This window comes from Cohnella faecalis, assembly GCF_003570905.1.
Classification (GTDB): Bacteria; Bacillota; Bacilli; order Paenibacillales; family Paenibacillaceae; genus Cohnella; species Cohnella faecalis.
This window is the reverse complement of record NZ_QXJM01000063.1, coordinates 95962-119872: the sequence shown is the minus strand read 5'-3', so window position 1 is coordinate 119872 and position 23911 is coordinate 95962. Positions and strand designations below refer to the sequence as shown.

Here is a 23911-nt window from a genome sequence, read left to right as displayed (position 1 = left end):
TCGCTTAACCGTTCGCCATCTCTTTCTCCAGATCGCGAATCTTGTCGCGCAGCTGAGCGGCGGTTTCGAAATCTTCCCTCTCGATGCGTCCTTGCATTTCCTTCTTCAGCCTGTCGATTTCCCGCTTGGCCTTGACTCTTCCTCCGGCCCGCTTCGGCACTTTGCCGACATGTACCGTATTGCCGTGAACCCTCTTCAGCAAAGGATCGAGACGCTCCGAAAATTGCTTATAGCAGTTGCTGCATCCGAACCGTCCTACCTTGCCGAATTGCCCGTACGTCATGCCGCACGTTTCGCAGCGAGGCTGCTGCGCTGCATCGGCGGCCTTGGCCCCGACAGACGCCGTTCCCGAAGTATCGAAGTCGAGCAAGCCCGAAAGCAGATTATGGATGGAAAATCCGCTCTGCGTGCCCGGAATGAGCTCTCCTTTTTCGCGCGCGCAGGACTCGCAGATGTGCAGCTCCGTCTTTTCTCCATTGATGATTTTCGTAAAATGGAGCGTCGCCGGCCTTTTGCCGCATTCTTGACACTGCATCGCATCGCCTCCTTATCGGCCCATCCACTATTATTTGGCAAGAAGCGCGATCAGAGCGGCTCTAAGCACGTTGGCGCGAATAACGTCGCGCAAGGGCAGCTTGATCGCCAGCACATCTCTGGATATCGTCGCGCGCAATAAATGCGCTTCGCGGCTCGTCATATATCGCGCTTCCTCTAATTGATAAATTAACCCTTCGGCGGCCGTTTGATCGATTTGTTCGCCAACCGTGCATTGAATATGCCTTTGCACGGCTTCCAATGAAGGAAGATCGACCTGTTGAATGCGGATATAACCGCCGCCGCCCCGCTTGCTCTCTACATAGTATCCCTTCTCGAGCGTGAAACGAGTGCTGATAACGTAATTAATTTGAGACGGAACGCAAGAGAACTTGTCAGCCAAATCACTCCGTTGGATTTCGACGGCGCCTTCCGAGCTATCGTTCAAAATCTGTTTTAAGTAAATTTCGATCAGATCGGAAATGTTGCGCAACGTTCGCCCTCCTTTCAGCAGCTTCTGACTTTGACTTTCTTTGACTTTAATCTCATTATACGCCGTCTCTTTCTGTTTGCCAAGTGTCTCCTTGCTGCGTATCGACACAAAAAGTGAACCGTTTTGCGACACAAGTCCGCCTCAACATAAAGTATTTACAAAAAACCCGTTCGTCAAGCAAACGCGTCTTCGGTGGCCTTTGTACGTTGAAGAAGCTTTGACCGGTATCGGATGGGGATCAGGAGAAAGAAAACCAGCGCTGTTTCGCCCTTGCTGTCTGATGGGCCAGTTGACTAACTGCATTTGATACACCTATTCATCCTGTTGAGCCGCACCGCTGAGATTGAACTGCAGTAAGTACCGTTATTTTTTGTCATTTCGGAGCTTAACGGCAAAGGCGCCCTAGATACATGTCCCTTTTGCAGGTAATGTCGTTAGAATACCGATCTGTCTTAAAAATAAAGGTATGTTTTGCAGTTGAACGTCGGGGTAGGCTCGGCGCGGATCGTTGGGCTAGGCTTGGCGCGGATCGTCGGGGTAGGCTTGGCACGGATCGTCGGGCGGTCGTCGTTAGTCATGCTCGGTTTGGTTCGGCGACAAGCCCGGCTTTGGGTTCGTACCCGGAAGTCGGACATGCCGCGTTTCCAAGAAAGGCCGGTTCTAATGTTCCAAGCACCGTTACGCTGTCGGTTGGTTTGGTGTCTTTGAGATACTCAAATGCCATTGACCTAGCATGTCGGTATTCCAAGAAAACACGGCTCTGGCGCTCTCTGGACGTCGACGTAGGCATCGAATAGGTACAAAAAACGACCACCCTTCTAGACGGAAGGATGGTCGTTTCTCGTTTCGTGCTGCCCGAGAATCTAATGGATCGCGGGTTCTACAAGCACAGTGCCATCGGACGACACCTCCACTGTGCCGGAAGCCGACTCAATCTCCCGGATGGCCCAGTGGCTTAGCGGTACATCCAGCCAGCTGGACGAAGGTACGCCGGCTGTAGGTCGTTGGAACAATTTATTTAGTATTTGTACCGCTTCCGCGCGAGTCAGCTTGTTATCCGGTCGGAAAGTTCCATCCGGATATCCTTGCAGAATGCTCGCTTGCGCAGCTTTCTTGATCGCATCTGCAGCCCAATGTCCATGCGTATCGCTGTATGCTCCTGCTGACGCTTGATTGGCTGCGGATGCCGGAAGCAGTCGGGCGACGATGCTGGCCATCTCCGCGCGGGTAACGGCGTCTTCCGGACGGAACAGCCCTTTGTTATCGCCGAGCATTAGCCCGGAGCGCTTCATGTAGGCGATTGCCTCCGCTGCCCAATGTTTTGCAGCAACATCCGCATACCCCGCCGCTTGCGCCGACAAAGTACCTTCTGCGCCTAGACGGTGAAGAATAGCTGCCAATTCCGCGCGCTTGATCGATTGCGACGGACGGAAGGTGCCGTCCGGGTAACCGGACATATAAGGCTCAAGCACTGTATTTGCCGCATTCGTCCGAACGATGGCAAATGTGCTGAATTTATTGATTTCAATCGCAATGCCGGTTACGTTGCCTTCCGCGTCATAACGAATTTCTCCTGGCGCAAGCACTTTCTCGCCGTCGCTGTGCTCAATATAAACAGCCAGTTCCGACAGCAGTTGCTTAGCTGCTGCCTTATCTGCCGGCAGCCTCAAGTCCGTCAGCGGGAACAGAAGCTTCGTCTTGAACCCGGAGTAATTCGTTTCAATCTTGACCGGATGCCCGATCACGGAAGCAGGCTGGCCTCCTGCCGCTTGCTGCACCAAGTCAGAAGCGAGAACACGTGATGTCACTTCGCCCCGCTCATCATCGGCGATAACCGGAATAATCCGGAAGTAAGCGTCTTGTCCTTCTTTGCCGAGCTGTTGCAGCGAAGCTGCCGGCAAATCGATCACCGCTTCGGGCAGTACGATTTGCAACGACATACCGCCATCCGCAAGCAAGCTCAAGGAATCGGCGCTGAGTTTTACCATACGCTCATCTGCCGGATCGTCAGGGATATCAGTCACGTAGATTCGCGCAATGCTGTCTTTGTTCTGTTTGGCTTTGTCCAAAATATGGCGCGCCTTTTCCGCATCCAGTCTCACTGTATCGACCGCAGTTCCCTCTTGCGTACGAGTTCTGACGATCTCGATCTGATCCGACCAATCCCCTGCGCTGCCGGTAATCGTCGAATGACGCAAGTTCTCCTCGGGTTTGCTCACGCGCTTAATATTGATGGAGTAGGTCCGCGAAGCGGTCAGATCGGCGGATTCCACTCTTACGACGATGGTATTTTCCCCTAGACTGAGGCTAGGCATGAATTTACCGCCGCCCTGCAACGAAACACCCTTTACCGTTACGATTGCTTGCGGATCGCCCGCAACCGCCGTAATCGTTGTCAGATAGTTTTCGGTCTGCCCCTTGGTGCCATAGAAAAATTGATAAGGATTGAATTCGCCGTCCAGCGCTGTGCTCGCCGATAGGCTCGTAAGCAATGGCGCTTGCGCAGGCGCACCCTTCTGGCGCACAACGGACAAAGTATACTTACGCTCGCTGTCGTCTGGTGCGCGAATCTCGATCGCGACAGACAAGCTTTCTCCGCCGAACGGAATAGTCACCGTGCTGCCGTTCGATTCTTGGCCGTTGACGAGGACGGCGGCATCCGCCTGTTGCGCAACAGGCTGCAGCGCGAAGGCTGTAGTGTCGTGTGGTACAAGCACTTGGTATTGAAGCACATTAGGGTCAAAGCCCGGCGTCAGCGAAACGCCGGCTGTAGCAATGCCCAATTGCTGCAGCTCGGAATTGCCGCTTGGCATCCGCGAGACGACTACCTGGTAGCTGCGCGTCGTCAATCCGTCCGGCGAGACGACGGTTACAGGTATTGGATTGTCATCCACTTGCAAGGGAATGGTCTGGGATGGCTGTCCGTTCTGCACATCCTGCCCCTTGACTCTAATCACTGATCCGGCCATCAAGGCGTCAGGCGTCAAGGTTACCCCATCCACCGAGTTGTCTACATATACGTTATAAGTTTCTTCTGTCCCTGTAAAAGGCTGCGCAGCAACCGCTTCGCCCGATTGCGTTTTCAGTGTCAATGTGCTTAGCAGCGCCGCGCTTGAGCCGGTTTCAATATTCAATGTGTATAGCTGCTCCGACAGGCCGCCGGCAGGCTTCACGCGAATTTGAACAGCTCGCCCGGCATCCGGTACCGCGACTTCCACATAACCGCTAGTCGGCAGCGGCGTTCCTTCTATCGATACGACAGAGGACGAAACCATAGGTGCCGCATAGACGCGAACTTTGTTCAAGTAGGCCACGGTTTCATAATCGACTGTGCCGAACTGATACGGCGCGCTCATCGTCGCACCCACCGTTGTCAGCGCAGCCAAGTCGCCCGGATAGGTCAAATCTGCTCCCGCAACAGCCTTCAGCACCTCGAAGCCGTACGCAGTCGTATTGCCTGCCTCGTCGGAAGCCTTTATCGTGATCAGAATCCGATCTATGCTGCTATCCCATGCGAGCGGAGCATAGTAGACAAAACGGCCAGCATCGTCAAGAGGCACGATGACTCCGTTAATATCCAGCTTCGCTCCGACTTCCGTTTGCCCCACAATCAGCACTTTGCCGGAGGTGTCAATTGTACCGTTGAGCGAGATAGGCGCGCCCGTTGCGTCATCGCCGCCAGATGCGATCAGCAGCGGCGCCGTGCGATCGACGAACAATCTGCGGTACTCGACGCTGCGGTCGCCGCGCGCATTGACCGCCTCGATCGTCACCTTGTATTCTTGCTCCTCCAGCACGCTGGTTTCAAGGCGCTCGTTCAAATCAAATGAATAAGATCCGTTCGCCGCGACGTGCACGCTGTCAAAAGTGTGCCCGTTGATCGTGAAGGTCAGATCGGCCGCCTGATTCGTCGTTACATCAAGCTTCGCTTGGTCGGCCGCTGTCAGCGCAAGCTGTATGTCGCTTCCGTCGTAACTCTTGTAAGTGCGATTGGCGACCAAATTCGATCCCGCATCGACCGATACGGTCAGCGCGGCCGGCTGGGGAGCCGGAAGCGTCAAGCTGACGTTGTCGGATAGCGGGCTCAACACAAGCCGCCCCTCTTGCTCGCCGATCGCCGAAACCGCAATCGTATAGTCCTCGTTAACCCGAAGGCCGGAGATTACCGCTTGCTGAGAAGCGCCAGGCTCCGGAGCGAAATCCAGAACCGGCGTCGCAGGTTGAACGTCCGCTCCTTCGCCGACCCAAACCCGGTAGCGCTCCACTTGCCCGGACACAGAGGAGAATTTCAGCGACACTTCTCCGTTGCCGGTCGACTGCACGCTAAGCTGGGCCGGCGCGTTAAGCGAATATGGAGCCGATACGACCACCGGTTCTTCCACAATGGCGTACGTCGGCGCCTTATCCACGCTTGTCGCCGCTACCGTCACATAGTAAGTGCCCGGTATCATCATTTCAGGAATGTCGATGACCGTGCTGCCCGCAGCAGCCAGACCTTCCGCAAGAACTTCTCCGACATACGCGTCTTTGCTGCCGGTCAGCATAATCGCCACTTCGGTATCGGCAGCGGCATTCTCCGTTGACCATGTCACCCGAATACGATTGTTAGCACCGGCAATCGAGTCGGCAGAAGCTTTGACATCAGGCGACGGAATAAGCTTCTGAATTTGCAAATCAACCTTGGTGCCGTTCTGTACCCGCCACTTGCCCGCAGGCGCATTAAGCAGCGACACATAGAGCATGTCCCGTCCGTCCTGCACAGGGTTCGGAGTAACGATCTGAGTCTGATTCAGCGGATCTCCTCCGGCAGACGGGCTAGACGTTCGATCGGCCGCCGGCTGCAAGTAGGCGTTGCCGCTCTGATCCTCAAAACTCAGCGTATAAGGCTTCCCGTTCGGCGCATAGATGACCGTATCGGTATTGCCGCCGCTGACAGACAACATATAGTCGCCTTTCTCCGCCAATTCGAAATACTTGGAATATCGTCCTTCGTCCAACAGCGGCTTAATGGACTTGAACTTCCTGCTCGTTTTGTATGCCGCGAAGCTGGTAAAGCCGCCGCTCACCACTTTCCATTGACCTTTCAATTCAACCTTGTCGAGCCATACGGTCAGCTTGTTCTGCGATTCGTCGTATGCAACGTTCAGCCCGCTCAAATTCGGATCGGGCTGCAAGCTGTACAGCTCGCCGCTAGGCATATAAAGCTTCGTCTCTTCGTCCGCTCCGTAAATTTCCACAATGGCCTGTCCATTGGTCGTGCGGCTCATCTCAAAAAACGTCGGATAGGCTCTATCCTGTACCCATTGCTTTAGCTCGTCCGTCGTGGTTTTCGCCGGTACGCGGTTGATCGCCGCCTTCGGGCTCTCGTCCGCAATGATCAGCCACGTTCCCGGTTCAATCGCGTTCAACAGTACGTGCCGATTGTCGTCCGCATCCAGGAAGGAGTTCCAACCGGCCTGGTTTTGCGAACCTTGCAGATCATAAGGCCGTCCATCCGGCTTGTAGAGCACAACTTCGTCCGATCCAGCATCGATGTTCAATGCGTAGACGCCCGCTTCTTCTATATTCAGAGACGTAACCGAACGGTCAGCGGTTTGCGCCCATACGCCAGCCAATTGCTCAAGCGTCAACGATTTTTTTGCGAATACCAATTCATTCACGCTGATTCGGACGCTTTCCCCCGTAATCAGCTTCCAGCTTCCTGCATACAGCGATGCGCGCATGTAGGTAGTATCCCGGTCAGCGTCATAGACAACTTCCGTCAATACCGTCTTTTCAACAGTCGGCTTTTCGGCGGAAGAAGCCTTCAATACGGCTGACCGTTGGTCGCCGTTTATGGCGATAAGCGCCTCATAAGCGCGCTTGACCGGGAAGACGGAGCTGATCTGTCCGTTGGCTGCCGCGTCTGCCTTCGTAGTCACAAGCGGCGTCCGGTCAACCGCTGTCAGCTGTCCGTCGGCAATCCGCGCGCTAACCTCAGTCTCCGTCGTATCCTCCGGCTGGAACGCCAGCCTGACCGGCGTCAGCTCGTACACTTTTTTCAATTCGCCGGTCGTCGATGCGACATTGTTGGCAACGTTGAACTGGGTGAAATCAAAGTATTTCATCCAATCGTCTGCAGCCGCAATGTTGAAAGACGAAGAGGTGTTCGGATTAAAGAGGAATATTTCCTCCAGCAGATCCCCCAATGGCTCGGTCTTTTCGAAGAAGTCGTTGACGCTGTTATAGAGGTCGAGCCCTTTTTCCCACCATGATTTCTTCGGCGGTTCGGCCTCTACTTCGAACAAGATCGTGTTGTTTTGGAACGTATAGGTCACTCTTGCATTGATGCCGTTGTGCTTGAACAATCCGGATACGCCTTTTTCATTCACGCTAAGAACGACATTCCGGACCGTCACTCCGCCGATGCGCGGGATTCCTTTAGGCACATATACGGTTCCTTTGAGCACGCCGCTGTATCCCTTTTTGTTGAAGGAATACGCAGCGATGACGCCTTTGATCGTATCGAATACATTAATATCGCCCTTCGCCAGAAAGCCTGGCGAAGTGAAGCCCGGAATACCGGCGACAGTCGGATTAACGACGGTCTGCATGCTCATGTTGTTCACCGGCAGCCAGTAATAATATTCGATGCCGGTGGCATCAAAACCGTAATTGGTTAAATCGACAGCGATCGAATCCGTTCCGAGCAGGTTGAACTTGTAGCTGACCGACGGATGCTTAAGCTCGGGTACGATGATGTCCGCCACAGAGCCCGTCACGCCAAGCCGCTGAGGAATTTGTGTCTTCCCTGCCAGATTGTTCACATTGCCGAACAAATAATTGACTTGAAGTCCTGTCGAGGCAAGCTTCGTCTTGCTGTACATTCCGAAGCCGATCTCGTCAAGACGCCCCTGCTTGACCTTCATGAGAAGATCGAAACCAAGGCTGTCGTTAGGCAATTTGCCTGTGCCTTTAACGCTAATATAAGGCACTCGACTGTCAATAACGAACTGCGTGTTGCTGACATCAAGCGGTCCTACCTTAAAGCTCTTGTTCATCGCGTAAGTGCCGCTCAGCTCGAAACGGCTATTCCGATATTGCACCCCGCTTATCGGAATGGAGCTGGATATTTTCTGACTTCCGGCCGTAAATCCAACCTCCAGATTGCCGGACAAATTCAAGCCGTCCTTGGCAAAGGTAAGCTTATTGGCCTTGAAAGGCATATCTATGCCCATATAATCAGCAGCGCTGTTGCCGGACAGGATGAGGGAGAAGTCATCCGAATCGAATGCGAACGGTCCGTCATGCAGCGTATAGGGCAAGCTTGCCCCTTGCGAGCTGCCGCTGTTGACATACAACCGTCCCTCGCCGGTAATGACGGTTTTGGCCGAATCGGTCTTGTCCACGACAAGTCTGCTGCCCTTGAACAAGACGTTTCCGTTGATCGTGACAACCTCGGAGGTGTCGTTCAATACGTACTCCTTCGGCTTGGAAGGCGTCTCGGTGAACGGACCTTGCAGCCACAGGCTGGTCTGTTCATTCCCCGATGCCGTGCTTGGCACGTCAATCCGATCGAAGTTGCGCGGCTTGTAGAAGTCGACGTTAATTAGCGCCAGTCCTTCATTCCACTCTTCTGTCCCAAGGTCGTCCACATACACGTAATCTTGGTAAGTGTCATGCTCCAGATGTACTTCATAGGAGCCTGGCGGCAAATCGGCCTCCCAAGTCAATTCCAACTGGTTTTTGCTCAAAATGTTGTAGTTCAGCGGAGTAATGCTGCCGCCATTTTTCAAATAATAGTGAATTTGGTTGAGCGGCTTGCGCAGAAGATTGGTCACGCCTTCCCCGACCGCGACAATCCGCTTCTTGTCTTTCACATGCAGCACGGACGGACCGATTCGATCGAACCGAACGTCAGGCTCTTCCATCGATGGATCGTCTTCAAGCACAAAGCGCTCGACAGGCGTATAGCTGGTGCCGATTTCGTTGACGGCATAACTCCGAACTTCATATTCCTGCTGCCAAGTCAGACCGGTCAACGTAACAGTAAATGAGCCTGTCGCTTGCGGATCTGCCGAATAAGGCATGGCAATCCAGTCTGCACTGCCAGCTTCCGTATACGGGCGATACTCGACCCCGCGTGAAGTGACCGGTTTGCCGCCTAGAGAGTAGACGCTAGTTACTACACTAACGGTATCGTCGAGATGTGCCGGATCCAGATTAATGATCGGTTCGCTCACCATCTTGATCCCCGGAGGCGATGGCGGCGTGTATCCGAACACCCAGGTTTCATTCATTACTCCGGCGGGAATCGTTTCGAGCTTGTGCCCGCCCTGGATTTGATGTTTGTCCCATACGTCGACCGCATCGCGATGCCCGCCGAAAATAACAAAATTGGTGCCGTCGAACGCCATGCTCGCATTAGTGAGCGGGAACGGACGCTGATTCGGATAAAGCTGAAGCTGACCCGGGTAGCCGACATCGTCTTGAAACCCGGTTCCTGACGAGCCGACTTGAGGATACCCTTCCCAAACCCCGCCTTTCAAGCCGTAGGCCAGGCCGGTTCTCGGATACGGATAGACGGAGGAAGGCATCTTCAAGTCCGTTATCAAGGTGCCATTAAAGGAATGAAGGTAATCGCGCGCTCCGCTGAAGAACACAACCCGGCGACCGTCGTAGGCCATCGTATGGCCCCAACGTCCGAATGACTCCGGCCCATCCGTCGAGCTCCATGCCAACGTATCGGCGTTCCAGTGCCACAGCTTCGGCGAGCTGTCTTTCATTGTAACGTCGGTCGTGCCGTTGTTGACCGTTACGTTGCCGGTAATGCCGCCATACAACACGGCCGATTGCCCGTCAAAAGTCATCTGTCCGTTATATGCGGCTGGCGGAGACGCGCCCGGATCCGTAGGCGTTACATCCGTCCAATTCGTCCCGTCCCACAGCCAAGTATCACCGAGAGAGGTCTTCGTTCCTCCGCTTATTTTATATCCTCCGAACAGGATCAGATGCTCTCCGTCGTAAGCCAATTGCGCACCGGCTCGCTGCGAAGGAGATATGGCAGGGGTTAATTTCTCCCATGAAGCCGTCTGCCCGTTCCATAACCATGTGTCGTTAAGAACTCCTGCGGAGCCTTCGCCTCCGAACAGAAGCACTTTCTGGCTAACAGGGTCGAAAGCCGTTACCGCATATTTGCGCGCAACCGGCTTAGTTGAAGAGACTGCCGCCTCCTGCCAGGTTTGCTCGCTGCCATCCCAAAGCCAAGTGTCGTTCAACAAGACACTGCTCTCGCCGCCGAACAATACGACATTCCCGGCAGCTTCATCATAAGCCATGCTTGCAGCTTGCCTCGCAGCCGGTTTAAAGGTGCCGCTATCGGCCCTCTTCCACGTATAATCCGTCAAATCGTCTGATACTTGTTCCGCTCCCTCTGCATGAGCTGCATTTCCGCTTCCATACACAAGAGGTATGCTTTGCAGCAGCAACGCGGCGATCAACAGCTTGGCCAATCCTGAAATCCAATGATTGCGCACTGACGGTTTCCTCCATTCGTTTGACTGTTCCAACCTTCATTATTAGAGCCTATTGAACCCGTCGATTCCGAAGGCTCGTTTCTCCCATTTGCTCGGTGGAAACGCACGAATATCAAAGGACATCGTTGTGCCTTTCCTTTAGCGCCTTCTAGACCCGCTGGTAAAATTCGACAACGTTCGACAACATTATACAAGCTCGCAATAAACACAGAATAAACAAGACTTCTTTCATTACGTAAAAAGAAAAGACCGTCCCCTGATAGGATGACGGTCTTTTTCATGCTCCCATTTCCCTGCGCAGACCGCCTTGAAGCGGCTGTGTCGGTGAGTCGTGTTACCCTGCCCTATGATTTCCTTATCTTCCATTCCAGATATTTGGTAGTGAATCTCAAGCTGATAGTTGATAGAATGTGTCCTATGCAAAGCCGAAGTCCGGGCGACCGGACGCGGGGGACCCAATTCATTGGGGTGAAGGCGCGCAATTGCGCGCAAGGGCGACTCTTTGACCCGAACCCGTCAGCTAACCTCGCAGGCTAAGTATAAATGGCTAGCGACATCCATCGGATGACGACAAGCGTTTATATCGACAACGATTCGGCAGGATCGCAGCTTAGAGATCGTGCCCGAGTCGTTACCAAAGAGGAGGAATTCATTCATGAAGAACAACAAGTTGAAAAAGTCCCTTGCAGTAGGCGCGTTGACGTTGGCGATCGCAGTACCGGCAGGAGCAGGCGCCGCTTCGGCTTCGGTCGTTCAAGTGAAAGCTTACGATTGGAACCAATTAGCGACATCAGCCAACGGCTTTGATTGGAACGCGTTCATTCAACAATATATTCAAGTCAAAGCTCCTTCGAACGCAACAACCGGCACAGGCACAGGCTCCGGTCAAACCGCTCAGCCTTCCAAACCGGTAACTCAACCTTCCAAGCCGGCAGCTCAGCCTTCCAAGCCAGCGACAACGAAGCCGTCTACACCTTCGACAAGCACGGGCAGCAACGGCAGCACCGCTGCCGACAGCTCCGCTTCCGCTTATGCGCAGCAAGTCGTAACTTTGGTTAATCAGGAACGGGCAAAAGCCGGTCTTAAGCCGCTTCAATCGAACGCGAAGCTGACGGCCATGGCGCTCGATAAAGCCAAGGACATGTACAATAAAAACTATTTCGACCATACTTCCCCGACGTACGGCTCGCCGTTCGACATGATGAAAACGTACGGAATAAGCTACCGCTACGCCGGCGAGAACATCGCCAAAGGCCAGCGTACTCCCCAAGAGGTTATGACCGCGTGGATGAACAGCGCCGGGCATAAAGCGAACATTCTGAACGCTAACTTCACAACCATCGGCGTCGCTTATTACAACGGCGAATGGGTACAAGAATTTATCGGCTAAGCAAAAGCTTGAGCCTTATCGAAAGGACGTCCTCCGGTCTGATGACTGGAAGGACGTCCTTTTTCATGGTAATGATTAATGATTCTAATCCTTGAGTCCTCTATACTTCCCAGTGCGAAGCTCTTTGATGTACGCCTCCGAAGAAGGCACTTTCGCAGCTACGGCCAGCCGAACCGCCATTTCGATATCGTACGGTACCTTAATAAATCGCAATTCGAACGGAGCCGAAGAACGCTCCTCATCCATTGCCCCTTCGACAATCGCGTAGGAGGCATCCACCGAATCGAGCGGATTGCCCACACTTCCGACGTTAAACAGAACTTTCCCGTTCGAATGCTGCAAATAAGCGTTATGAATATCTCCATAGCCAATGACGTCGGCTTCCCTGTCTTCCAGGCAAAATACAGAGCTTTGACAAAGAGACAGCCGCTTCTCCAAAGCATCCCACGGCTGGATACGCTCGTACAAGCTTCTCGGCGAAGCGTGAAACAGTCGAATAAACTTGCCGCTCATGAAAAATTCTATGGAAAAAGGGAGCGACCGCAAAAAGTTCAAACGATCCACGCCCAGTATGTTCCGATGCCAGCTTACTTCTTCATGGTCGTTCGGCTTAGTGACCAAATCGTCCCAGTTCCCCATAACGATCCGCTCGCATCGTTCCTTAACGATATCCACGACCGCGACAGAGTCGGGCCCTTTCCCCACCAAGTCTCCCAAGCAGAAAATCCGGGTTATTTTACGACGCGAAATGTCGTTGAGGACAGCTTCCAAAGCTGGAATATTGCCGTGTACGTCCGATATGATCGCAATCGTATCCATTCGAGAAGCCTCCTCGGATATGCAAAAGCGGAGCTGCTCCCTAAGGAACAGCTCCACTTGCGGTTATATAGGCTTGCGCCCTGAAAACCGGATGCGAAAACGAAATGAGCGATTAACATCGTCTTACCTGTGTTTGTTAGGATAAGCCCTCGACCGATTAGTACTCGTCAGCTGCACACGTTGCCGCGCTTCCACCCCGAGCCTATCAACCTGGTGTTCTTCCAGGGGTCTTACATACTGGGAAATCTCATCTTGAGGCGGGCTTCGCGCTTAGATGCTTTCAGCGCTTATCCCTCCCGCGCTTGGCTACCCAGCGATGCTCCTGGCGGAACAACTGGTACACCAGCGGCGCGTCCATCCCGGTCCTCTCGTACTAAGGACAGCCCCTCTCAAATTTCCTACGCCCGCGACAGATAGGGACCGAACTGTCTCACGACGTTCTGAACCCAGCTCGCGTACCGCTTTAATGGGCGAACAGCCCAACCCTTGGGACCTACTTCAGCCCCAGGATGCGATGAGCCGACATCGAGGTGCCAAACCTCCCCGTCGATGTGGACTCTTGGGGGAGATAAGCCTGTTATCCCCAGGGTAGCTTTTATCCGTTGAGCGATGGCCCTTCCATTCGGTACCACCGGATCACTAAGCCCGACTTTCGTCCCTGCTCGACTTGTAGGTCTCGCAGTCAAGCTCCCTTATGCCTTTGCACTCTTCGCGCGATTTCCAACCGCGCTGAGGGAACCTTGGGGCGCCTCCGTTACTCTTTAGGAGGCGACCGCCCCAGTCAAACTGGCCGCCTGACACGGTCCCTCCACCCGATAAGGGTGGCAGGTTAGAACTCCGATACGATCAGGGTGGTATCCCAACGGCGCCTCCACCTAAGCTGGCGCTCAGGCTTCCAAGGCTCCCACCTATCCTGTACAGACCGTACCAAAGTTCAATATCAAGCTCCAGTAAAGCTCCATGGGGTCTTTCCGTCACGTCGCGGGTAACCTGCATCTTCACAGGTACTAAAATTTCACCGGATCTCTCGTTGAGACAGCGCCCAAGATCGTTACGCCATTCGTGCGGGTCAGAATTTACCTGACAAGGAATTTCGCTACCTTAGGACCGTTATAGTTACGGCCGCCGTTTACTGGGGCTTCGGTTCACAGCTTCGGGTTGCCCCTAACCGCTCCCCTTAACCTTCCAGCACCGGGCAGGCGTCAGCCCGTATACTTCGCCTTACGGCTTCGCACAGACCTGTGTTTTTGCTAAACAGTCGCTTGGGCCTCTTCACTGCGGCCCCCTCGTGCTATTCACACTACCGGGGCACCCCTTCTCCCGAAGTTACGGGGTCATTTTGCCGAGTTCCTTAACGAGAGTTCTTCCGCGCGCCTTAGACTATTCATCTCACCCACCTGTGTCGGTTTACGGTACGGGCACCTTCATCTGGCTAGAGGCTTTTCTTGGCAGCGTGAGCACGGGACCTTCGGTACTGCAATTTTCCCTCCCCATCACAGCTTGAGGTTACGTAGCACGGATTTGCCTATGCTACCCTCTTGCTGCTTGGACGAGCTCTTCCATCCGCTCGCGTCCTTGCCCTCCTGCGTCCCCCCATCGCTCGTAACGATTTACGGTGGTACAGGAATTTCAACCTGTTGTCCTTCGACTACGCCTTTCGGCCTCGCCTTAGGTCCCGACTTACCCTGGGCGGACGAACCTTCCCCAGGAACCCTTAGGTTTTCGGCGGATCAGATTCTCACTGATCTTTTCGTTACTCATACCGGCATTCTCACTTCTATGCAGTCCACCAGTCCTTACGGTCTGACTTCTACCCGCATACAACGCTCCCCTACCCAAGCATACTAAGTATGCATGCCATAGCTTCGGTGGTGTGTTTAGCCCCGTTACATTTTCGGCGCAGAGTCACTCGACCAGTGAGCTATTACGCACTCTTTAAATGGTGGCTGCTTCTAAGCCAACATCCTGGTTGTCTTCGCAACTCCACATCCTTTCCCACTTAACACACACTTGGGGACCTTAGCTGATGATCTGGGCTCTTTCCCTCTTGACGACGGATCTTAGCACTCGCCGTCTGACTCCCGAGTATACATACATGGCATTCGGAGTTTGACTGGACTTGGTAACCCTTGGCGGGCCCCGCACCCAATCAGTGCTCTACCTCCATGATGCTTAACCTCGAGGCTAGCCCTAAAGCTATTTCGGGGAGAACCAGCTATCTCCGAGTTCGATTGGAATTTCTCCCCTACCCCCACGTCATCCCAGAGCTTTTCAACGCTCACGAGTTCGGGCCTCCAGTGCGTGTTACCGCACCTTCACCCTGCACAGGGGTAGATCACACGGTTTCGGGTCTACGACCACGTACTTATTCGCCCTATTCAGACTTGGTTTCCCTTCGGCTCCGCCTCTTCAGCTTAACCTTGCACGTGAACGTAACTCGCCGGTTCATTCTACAAAAGGCACGCCATCACCCCTAGATCGGGCTCTGACTTCTTGTAAGCGCACGGTTTCAGGTTCTTTTTCACTCCGCTCCCGCGGTGCTTTTCACCTTTCCCTCACGGTACTGGTTCACTATCGGTCGCCAGGGAGTATTTAGCCTTGGCAGATGGTCCTGCCGGATTCCCACGGGGTTTCTCGTGTCCCGCGGTACTCGGGATCCGTCTCGGAGGGAGCAGACTTTCGACTACAGGGTTGTTACCTTCTTTGACGGGACTTTCCAGTCCTCTTCGTCTACCCTGCTCCTTTGTAACTCCATGTGAGACGTCCCACAACCCCTAAGAGCAAGCTCTTAGGTTTGGGCTAATCCGCTTTCGCTCGCCGCTACTGACGGAATCACTCTTGTTTTCTTCTCCTCCGGGTACTTAGATGTTTCAGTTCCCCGGGTATGCCTCCAATGACCTATGTATTCAGTCAAGGGTAACTGCGCATTACCGCAGCTGGGTTTCCCCATTCGGAAATCCCCGGATCAAAGCCCACTTACGGCTCCCCGAGGCATATCGCTGTTCGTCGCGTCCTTCTTCGGCTCCTGGCGCCTAGGCATCCTCCGTGCGCCCTTATTAGCTTAACCTGTTGCAACTGTTAGCGTTAGCCAAAGGCTAATGCTCCGTTGTCAACTTCTTGATTCACAACTTCCGTTGCAAACCAACAGCAAGTAAGGCGAATGATGTCTTTCGCGCATTTCGTTTTCGCTATCCGGTTTTCAAGGTACAAGATGATACCTAATTGAAGGAATTGATCCTTCAAAACTGAACTCGAGCGCAATACGGATTGCCACCTCGCTGACGCGAGCTGTGGACTTTGTTAGCCCTTGCGGGCTCCTTAGAAAGGAGGTGATCCAGCCGCACCTTCCGATACGGCTACCTTGTTACGACTTCACCCCAATCATCTACCCCACCTTCGGCGGCTGGCTCCCTTGCGGGTTACCCCACCGACTTCGGGTGTTGTAAACTCTCGTGGTGTGACGGGCGGTGTGTACAAGACCCGGGAACGTATTCACCGCGGCATGCTGATCCGCGATTACTAGCAATTCCGACTTCATGCAGGCGAGTTGCAGCCTACAATCCGAACTGAGACCGGCTTTGCTGGGATTGGCTCCGGATCGCTCCTTCGCAGCCCGTTGTACCGGCCATTGTAGTACGTGTGTAGCCCAGGTCATAAGGGGCATGATGATTTGACGTCATCCCCGCCTTCCTCCGGTTTGTCACCGGCAGTCAACCTAGAGTGCCCACCTTAACGTGCTGGCAACTAAGTTCAAGGGTTGCGCTCGTTGCGGGACTTAACCCAACATCTCACGACACGAGCTGACGACAACCATGCACCACCTGTCTCCTCTGTCCCGAAGGAAAGGTACATCTCTGTACCGGTCAGAGGGATGTCAAGACCTGGTAAGGTTCTTCGCGTTGCTTCGAATTAAACCACATACTCCACTGCTTGTGCGGGTCCCCGTCAATTCCTTTGAGTTTCAGTCTTGCGACCGTACTCCCCAGGCGGAGTGCTTAATGTGTTAACTTCGGCACCGAGGGGTGGACCCCCCCAACACCTAGCACTCATCGTTTACGGCGTGGACTACCAGGGTATCTAATCCTGTTTGCTCCCCACGCTTTCGCGCCTCAGCGTCAGTTACAGTCCAGAGAGCCGCCTTCGCCACTGGTGTTCCTCCACATCTCTACGCATTTCACCGCTACACGTGGAATTCCGCTCTCCTCTTCTGCACTCAAGTCTCCCAGTTTCCAGTGCATCACGGGGTTGAGCCCCGCACTTAGACACCAGACTTAAAAGACCGCCTGCGCGCGCTTTACGCCCAATAATTCCGGACAACGCTTGCCCCCTACGTATTACCGCGGCTGCTGGCACGTAGTTAGCCGGGGCTTTCTTCTCAGGTACCGTCATCGAATGTGCAGTTAACACACCCTTATTCTTCCCTGGCAACAGAGCTTTACGACCCGAAAGCCTTCCTCACTCACGCGGCGTTGCTCCATCAGGCTTGCGCCCATTGTGGAAGATTCCCTACTGCTGCCTCCCGTAGGAGTCTGGGCCGTGTCTCAGTCCCAGTGTGGCCGTTCACCCTCTCAGGTCGGCTACGCATCGTCGCCTTGGTGAGCCGTTACCCCACCAACTAGCTAATGCGCCGCAGGCCCATCCCTAAACCACAGATTGCTCCGTGTTTCCCAAGCCCGTCATGCGACAAGCTTGCGTATCCGGTCTTAGCATTCGTTTCCGAATGTTATCCCAGTCTTAGGGGCAGGTTGCCTACGTGTTACTCACCCGTCCGCCGCTAACCTTATCGGGAGCAAGCTCCCTCAAAGATCCGCTCGACTTGCATGTATTAGGCACGCCGCCAGCGTTCGTCCTGAGCCAGGATCAAACTCTCCATTAAAGTGTTACACTTTATTGAAGAACCTCGATGGCTCTTTCAAAGCTGGTCTTACTTTTTGGTCCTTCCGACTCGGCCTAAGCCTCATCTTCGGGGATCCGTATTACGCTCGATGTTCAGTTTTCAAGGAGCAATCGTGAAGCTCTTCGTATTCCACGTTGGCTCTCTCGGGCCAACAGCAGTTAACTTTATCAGCTTCGAGCGACAATGTCAACCGCTTTTTTCATTTGCGTTTGGCATTTCGTTCTTGCCCTTTCCTCTCGGAGGGGCGAGAAATAACTTATCACATTTCGAACAATCAATGCAACAGGTAATATTTTACATTAAGGATTTACTAGCCTTTATATAAGGTGCTCCTGTGTTGTGACACAAAACATCACTACTCCAACCCATTCCCGACTCCGAGCCGGAATTGTGACGCAAATCTTCACTACTCCAACCCATTCCCGACTCCGAGCTGGAATTGTGACGCAAATCTTCACTACTCCTACGCATTCCCGACTCCGAGCCGGAATTGTGACGCAAATCTTCACTACTCCTACGCATTCCCGACTCCGAGCCGGAATGTGACGCAAATCTTCACTACTCCAACCCATTCCCGACTCCGAGCCGGAATTGTGACGCAAATCTTCACTACTCCGACGCATTACCAACTCCGTGCCGGAATTGTGACGCAAATCTTCACTACTCCGACGCATTACCGACTCCGTGCCGGAATTGTGACGCAAATCTTCACTACTCCGACCCATTCCCGACTCCGAGCCGGAATTGTGACGCAAATCTTCACTACTCCGACGCATTACCAACTCCGTGCCGGAATTGTGACGCAAATCTTCACTACTCCGACGCATTACCAACTCCGTGCCGGAATTGTGACGCAAATCTTCACTACTCCGACGCACTCCCGACTCCGAGCCGGAATTGTGACGCAAATCTTCACTACTCCTACGCATTACCGACTCCGAGCCGGAATTGTGACGTAAACCTTCACTACTCCAACCCATTCCCGACTCCGAGCCGGAATTGTGACGCAAATCTTCACTACTCCGACGCACTCCCGACTCCGAGCAAGAATTGTGGTGCAAATTTTCATTACTCCTACGCATTCCCGACTCCAAGCCGGAATTGTGATTTGATTCCGAAGAAATCTTTCTGCTTTCAATGAGGGCAAACAGACGTTATTTTGTTGACACAACTTATCCAATAGATTAAGTTGGAATTAAAAGATCCACTACTTACTAAAGAGGTGCGAACATGAATATTCCCCTTGCATATGTCAAAGCGAACCAGACGGGCATCGTCTTACTCGTGCTGATCTCCCTCCTGTTTCAGCCATGGCTGCTTGCCGCATTATGGCTTGTTCAGGTCGTCGGACTGGCGACGAACGGCCGTTGGAATCTTTTCGTTCGAATAGCCAAGCCATTTCTTCAAACGAGCAATCGGCCTACGCAAGCGGCAGAATTAACCCGATTCAACAACTTGCTTGCCGTCTTGTTTTTAACGGTGTCCTTACTCTTTCTATTAGTGGGCTGGACAGCCGCCGGCTATTCCGCCGCTCTCATGCTGCTGGCTGCGGCAAGCGCCGCGCTGCTCGGCTACTGCGTTGGGTGCACTATCTATTTTCAATACAAGCAGTTCCGGCACCGGGTTTCGCGTAAGCTTTCCTGAATCAGGGGTATCTATAATAAGCAAAAAGAAATTCAACCCCGCGCATTCCTCTTATGCCATCATTTTCGTATTTAATCAATCATTAAAATAATTAACAAAAAGAGACGGCTATTCCGCAATCGGAACAGCCGTCTCTTCAGCGAATAGCCCCTTACTCCATGCCGAGCAATTTCAACAATTCCGCTTCGTCCTCTAACACCGCGACTCCCAGGTCGCGTGCCTTGGCGAGCTTACTGCCCGCGCTCTCCCCGGCGATGACGAGATCCGTCTTCTTCGAGACGCTGCCTGACACCTTGGCTCCGAGCGCTTCCAGCCGCTTCGCCGCTTCATCCCTTCCCATCAACGTCAGCGTGCCGGTAAGCACGACAGTCTTGCCGAACAAGGGGTGACTCTCGTCCGCAGGGGCGGCAGCTTTCGCCGATTCCGCCTTCACGCCCGCCGCACGCATCCGTTCGACGCTGCTCAGCATGATGGGATCGCGGAAGAAGGTCACAATACTCTCCGCTACGATACCGCCCACATCGGGCAGCCCTGTCAGCTCCTCCGCCTCCGCTGCTATAAGCGGGTCCAGCGAGCCGTAATGCTCGGCCAGCATCTTCGCCGTCGCTTTGCCTGTATTCGGAATCCCGAGCGCGTTCAAGAAAGCGGAAAGCTCCCGCGATTTCGATTTCTCCAGCGCCGCGATAAGGTTCGTCGCCTTCTTCTCGCCGAAGCGCTGCAGCTTCACCAGATCTTCGAAAGTAAGCGAATAGAGATCCGCCGGATCGCGAACTCCGAGCTCCTCGTAGAGCTGCTCCGCCGTCTTGCCGCTGAACGTCTCGATATCCATGCAATCCCTCGAAGCGAAGTGGGTAATGCGGCCGACGATTTGCGGCTTGCAGCCGAGCTTGTTGACGCAGAACAGATGGGCGCCCTTCATTTCCAGCGGGGAGCCGCAGCCCGGGCAAGCTGTCGGAACCGCGATCTCGCCGCCTTCCTCGTCGTCCGCCTTGCCCAGTATTTCGGGTATGACGTCATTCGAGCGGCGGATGAATATCCGGGTGCCCAGCGCGTGCTTCAAATTTTTCCGTTCGATGTCCCCTATGTTGTTGAGCGTGCAATTTTGTACGGTAACGCCGGCCAATTCGACGGCCTCGACGCGGGCGAGCGGAGTCACCTTGCCCGTTCGTCCAACTTCCCAGGACACCGACTCTAGAACCGTCGTCGTTTCTTCCGCCTCGAATTTGAATGCGACCGACCAGCGCGGGAACTTGTCCGTGTAGCCGAGCGCTTCGCGCGTGCGCATATCAACGAGCTTCACGACAGCCCCGTCGATCAAGTAATCGAGCGTATTTCGGCTCTCCGCGATCCGGGTCAGTTCCTCGCTCAACTCCTCGATCGATCCGAAGTAATGCACGTAAGGATTGACGGGAAATCTATTCTCGCGCAAAAACGCCGTCATTTGGCGATGATTGTCAAAGGCGAGACCGTCGGTATAGCCCACGTTATAAAAAAACGCATCAAGCTTGCGGGAGGAGGTCACTCGCGGATCGAGATTGCGCAACGCGCCGGCCGCCGCGTTGCGGGCATTCTTCAGCGGTTCAGCCGCCGTCTTGTTGTATTCCTCCAGCACCGACAGGCGCATGATGCCTTCGCCCTGCACTTCAATCGTCCCCTCGGTGTACCCGATCGTCAAAGGAACGGAACGAATCGTCCGCAGCTGCGCGAGGATGCCCTCGCCCACTTCCCCGTTGCCGCGCGTGGAAGCCTGCACCAGCTCGCCGTCGGAGTAGGTGAGATTCAGAGTCAGGCCGTCAAACTTCAACTCCAACGCATACTCGGGATCAGGCAGCGGCTGCTCCGGATTGCGCGCATTGTAATCCGCAATCAAGCGGGACGCTCGCGCCGCCCATGCGTTCAAATCGTCCACGTTTTGCGCTTTATCCAGACTCCAGAGCCGGGATAGATGCCGATGGGGCGCGAATCCTTTCAGAATGTCGCCGCCGACACGGCGAGTGGGAGAATCCGGAAGTACCGTTCCTGTCTCGGCCTCCAGACTAGACAATTCGTCGTAGAGAACGTCGTATTCCTTATCGCTGATCGTCGGGCTGTCCTCCGTATAATACCGGTGGCTGTGCGCGTTCAACTCGAATACGAGCTCCCGCATCCGCGCTGCTGGTTCCGTCATGCCGTCATCGGCCTCTTTTCCGCTGAAAAATGGGGCGAAAAACCCTCTAACCCTTAGTCTATTGCAGGGGGACGAGCAGTGTCAAACGGAGCGGCGAAGGCGATTTCAGATGCCAAGAAGCCGCTCCGGTTTCCCGGGCGGCTTCCATACTCGATCCTATTAAATCCTGCCTGCACCAGCGAACAAAGGAGCCAAAAAGGTCTCCACGTAACGCTCCGCGATCCGCTCCGGCGTATAGCCCGAATCGAACAAATAGAACATCAATTCCGGCGTCATCGAGGAGGTAATGAGCACAGAGGCAAACGCCGGATCAAGCGGGACAAGCTCCCGCTTGGCGGCGGCCTCCTCGAGCAGACGCTGCACCGTATCCCGGATGAACAGGAACGGAGGCGACTCGAATATATTGGCTTTGGCATCTTTCAACGTACCCGATTGCAGAATCGCTTTCAGCCAATCCAAATCGTTCTCGGAAAACCGGATCAACGACGAGACGACCCTTGACAGCCGCTCGAAAACAGTTGCATTAGCGGCATCCCGAAGATACTCGTTAATAGCCTCCGCGAAACAGTCGAACTTCGTTTGCATCAAAGACATGCATAGGCTGCCTTTGTTCGGGTACCTTCGATACAGTGTGCCTTGTCCGATCCCTACCGTCTTCGCCACTTTGTGCATGCTGACGGCGTCGACTCCGTCCCGGACGAACATCGTCTGAGCGGCTTTCAAAATCCGCATGCCCAGCTCGTCTGTCCGTTTTTCGCCGGGCAAGCCCGATTGCTGCGGGAAATTGCTCGTCAAATCGGATTCGGTCATGATGCTTGTTTGACCTCATCTTGCGGAGCCTTGGCGCGTTTGATGAAGAGGCCGATCACAAGCGCGATAAGAGAGATCCACAACCCGATATAGAACGCGTCTTTCATTCCGGCAACCAAGCCGTTGACCAGCTCGGCAGGCGCAGTCGGATTCTCGGACGTCTTCAGATAGCTTTTTGAACCGGACGACATGATGCTGACGAACAAGGCCGTACCAAGAGCGCCGGCCACTTGCTGCAGCGTGTTCATGATCGCGGTTCCATGCGGATACAGATGACGCGGCAATTGGTTCAAGCCCGTTGTCTGCGCCGGCATCATGACCAAAGAAATTCCGATCAGCAAGACGATATGGACGAAAATGATGTAGCCCGACGTCGTGGATGCGGATATTTGAGTGAACAGCCACGTCGCTGCGCACACGAGTGCAAGACCGGGGATGACCAGCACCCGGGGACCGAATTTATCGAACAATTTGCCGGAGATCGGCGCCATAATACCGTTCACGACCCCGCCCGGCATGAGCGTAAGGCCCGCCGCGAGCGCCGTCATAAGCAGCGCGTTCTGAAGGAACAACGGAAGCAAAATCATTGTGGAGAACAAGCTCATCATGAGAACGAGCATAAGCACCGTCACAAGGGAGAACATCGGGTACTTGAACGCGCGCAAATCCAGCATCGGCTGCTTTACAACCAACTGTCTCAGTATGAACAGCAGCAGCCCGACTCCGCCCGCAATCAGGCACCAAAATACTTCCGGAGCAGACCAAGACGCTTCTCCCGCCTTGCTGAAGCCGTACACGAGTCCTCCGAAACCGATGGTCGACAGCAGAATAGACAAAATGTCGACCTTCGGACGCGTCAAATCGGACACATTTTTCAGAAAAGCCGCCGCGAACAGAATAGAAAACACCGTCAATGGAATAATCAGATAGAACAGCCAGCGCCAATCCTGCCAGTCGATAATCAGTCCCGACAACGTCGGTCCGATCGCCGGTGCGAACATGATGACAAGCCCGATCATCCCCATGGCTCCGCCGCGGTTTTCCGGGGGAAAGATCGCCAATATGGTATTCATCAGCACGGGAAGCATAAGCCCCGTTCCCAATGCTTGCACAACCCTGCCGACCAGCAGCACCTCGAACGAGGGAGCTACCGAACAGATAACCGTTCCGGCCAAGAAGAGCGTCATCGCTCCCAAGAACATTTGCCTCGTCGTAAACCATTGCTGCAGCAATGCCGTTATCGGTACTAGAATGCCGATGACGAGCATGTACGAGGTCGCCAGCCACTGGACCTTGGCGGCCGAAATGCCGAATTGCGTCATAAGATCGGGAAACGCGATATTCAATAGCGTCTCATTCAAAATAGACACGAACGCTCCGATAATGAGCGCCGCGACAATCGGCCCTCTCTTAATTCCGCTCAAATCCCGGGATGAAGCGGATGTTTCTGCACCTGCTGCATTCAAAATAATACCCTCCTCGATAACTATCTTCTATTCTCCTATTGTCAGCATCGCTAAGCGTTGCTATACACTCTTGGACAATTGTCCACCCAAGCGTAAATAGGGCCGGACAATTGTCCGGCAAGATGTATAATATACCATTGACTCTGCTAGGCTGTCAAAGCTTTACGCATGTCATT

9 protein-coding genes, 2 rRNA genes and 1 riboswitch are annotated in these 23911 nt (G+C 54.0%); of the genes, 2 read left to right on the top strand and 9 right to left on the bottom strand.

Annotation, left to right across the window (positions count from 1 at the left end; genetic code table 11):
- Nucleotides 1-4: 4 nt before the first annotated feature.
- The 3 genes from D3H35_RS30000 to D3H35_RS29990 form a co-directional block, all read right to left on the bottom strand.
- Entirely contained in the window at nt 5-535 is a 531-nt protein-coding gene (locus tag D3H35_RS30000) for a UvrB/UvrC motif-containing protein (protein WP_119152710.1), read from the bottom strand.
- Between the two features lie 30 nt (nt 536-565).
- Nucleotides 566-1027, bottom strand: coding sequence for a CtsR family transcriptional regulator (locus D3H35_RS29995; protein WP_119152733.1), 462 nt, complete (start codon nt 1025-1027; stop codon nt 566-568).
- Nucleotides 1028-1890: 863 nt separating this feature from the next.
- On the bottom strand, nt 1891-10542 hold the full coding sequence (locus D3H35_RS29990; protein WP_119152709.1) for a cadherin-like beta sandwich domain-containing protein: 8652 nt from the start codon (nt 10540-10542) through the stop codon (nt 1891-1893).
- 413 nt (nt 10543-10955) lie between these two features.
- Nucleotides 10956-11092: riboswitch (cyclic di-AMP (ydaO/yuaA leader) on the top strand.
- Between the two features lie 105 nt (nt 11093-11197).
- Between D3H35_RS29990 and D3H35_RS29985 the strand changes: the two genes are divergently transcribed.
- Nucleotides 11198-11932, top strand: coding sequence for a CAP domain-containing protein (locus D3H35_RS29985; RefSeq protein WP_119152708.1), 735 nt, complete (start codon nt 11198-11200; stop codon nt 11930-11932).
- A gap of 84 nt (nt 11933-12016) precedes the next feature.
- On the opposite strand, the gene D3H35_RS29980 is transcribed toward D3H35_RS29985, so the two are convergent.
- The 3 genes from D3H35_RS29980 to D3H35_RS29970 all read right to left on the bottom strand — a co-directional run bounded on the left by D3H35_RS29980 (nt 12017) and on the right by D3H35_RS29970 (nt 17627).
- Nucleotides 12017-12751: a metallophosphoesterase family protein gene (locus tag D3H35_RS29980; RefSeq protein WP_119152707.1), complete on the bottom strand. Its 735-nt coding sequence runs from the start codon at nt 12749-12751 to the stop codon at nt 12017-12019.
- Between the two features lie 137 nt (nt 12752-12888).
- A 23S ribosomal RNA gene (locus tag D3H35_RS29975) occupies nt 12889-15818 on the bottom strand.
- Between the two features lie 255 nt (nt 15819-16073).
- A 16S ribosomal RNA gene (locus tag D3H35_RS29970) occupies nt 16074-17627 on the bottom strand.
- Together the 16S and 23S rRNA genes form the textbook arrangement of a ribosomal RNA operon.
- A 1251-nt stretch (nt 17628-18878) precedes the next feature.
- Between D3H35_RS29970 and D3H35_RS29965 the strand changes: the two genes are divergently transcribed.
- Nucleotides 18879-19292, top strand: coding sequence for a DUF4395 domain-containing protein (locus tag D3H35_RS29965; RefSeq protein WP_119152706.1), 414 nt, complete (start codon nt 18879-18881; stop codon nt 19290-19292).
- Between the two features lie 151 nt (nt 19293-19443).
- Here the strand turns inward: D3H35_RS29965 and ligA are convergent, their stop codons facing one another.
- The 3 genes from ligA to D3H35_RS29950 all read right to left on the bottom strand — a co-directional run bounded on the left by ligA (nt 19444) and on the right by D3H35_RS29950 (nt 23693).
- Nucleotides 19444-21459 carry an NAD-dependent DNA ligase LigA gene (ligA, locus tag D3H35_RS29960; protein WP_119152705.1) on the bottom strand — a complete coding sequence of 672 codons (2016 nt, stop codon included), beginning with the start codon at nt 21457-21459 and terminating at the stop codon, nt 19444-19446.
- Nucleotides 21460-21618: 159 nt separating this feature from the next.
- Nucleotides 21619-22269, bottom strand: coding sequence for a TetR/AcrR family transcriptional regulator (locus D3H35_RS29955; protein WP_119152704.1), 651 nt, complete (start codon nt 22267-22269; stop codon nt 21619-21621).
- Nucleotides 22266-23693 (bottom strand): DHA2 family efflux MFS transporter permease subunit, encoded by a 1428-nt coding sequence (locus D3H35_RS29950; RefSeq protein ID WP_378124876.1) that lies wholly within the window; start codon nt 23691-23693, stop codon nt 22266-22268. Before D3H35_RS29950 ends, D3H35_RS29955 begins: the two co-directional genes overlap by 4 nt.
- Nucleotides 23694-23911: the final 218 nt, after the last annotated feature.

What these genes read in the sequence shown, in the direction of transcription:
- D3H35_RS29965 (WP_119152706.1), top strand. Translation starts at nt 18,879, where the DNA reads ATGAATATTCCCCTTGCATATGTCAAAGCGAACCAGACGGGCATCGTC.
- D3H35_RS30000 (WP_119152710.1), bottom strand. Translation starts at nt 535, where the DNA reads ATGCAGTGTCAAGAATGCGGCAAAAGGCCGGCGACGCTCCATTTTACG.
- D3H35_RS29955 (WP_119152704.1), bottom strand. Translation starts at nt 22,269, where the DNA reads ATGACCGAATCCGATTTGACGAGCAATTTCCCGCAGCAATCGGGCTTG.
- ligA (WP_119152705.1), bottom strand. Translation starts at nt 21,459, where the DNA reads ATGACGGAACCAGCAGCGCGGATGCGGGAGCTCGTATTCGAGTTGAAC.
- D3H35_RS29980 (WP_119152707.1), bottom strand. Translation starts at nt 12,751, where the DNA reads ATGGATACGATTGCGATCATATCGGACGTACACGGCAATATTCCAGCT.
- D3H35_RS29985 (WP_119152708.1), top strand. Translation starts at nt 11,198, where the DNA reads ATGAAGAACAACAAGTTGAAAAAGTCCCTTGCAGTAGGCGCGTTGACG.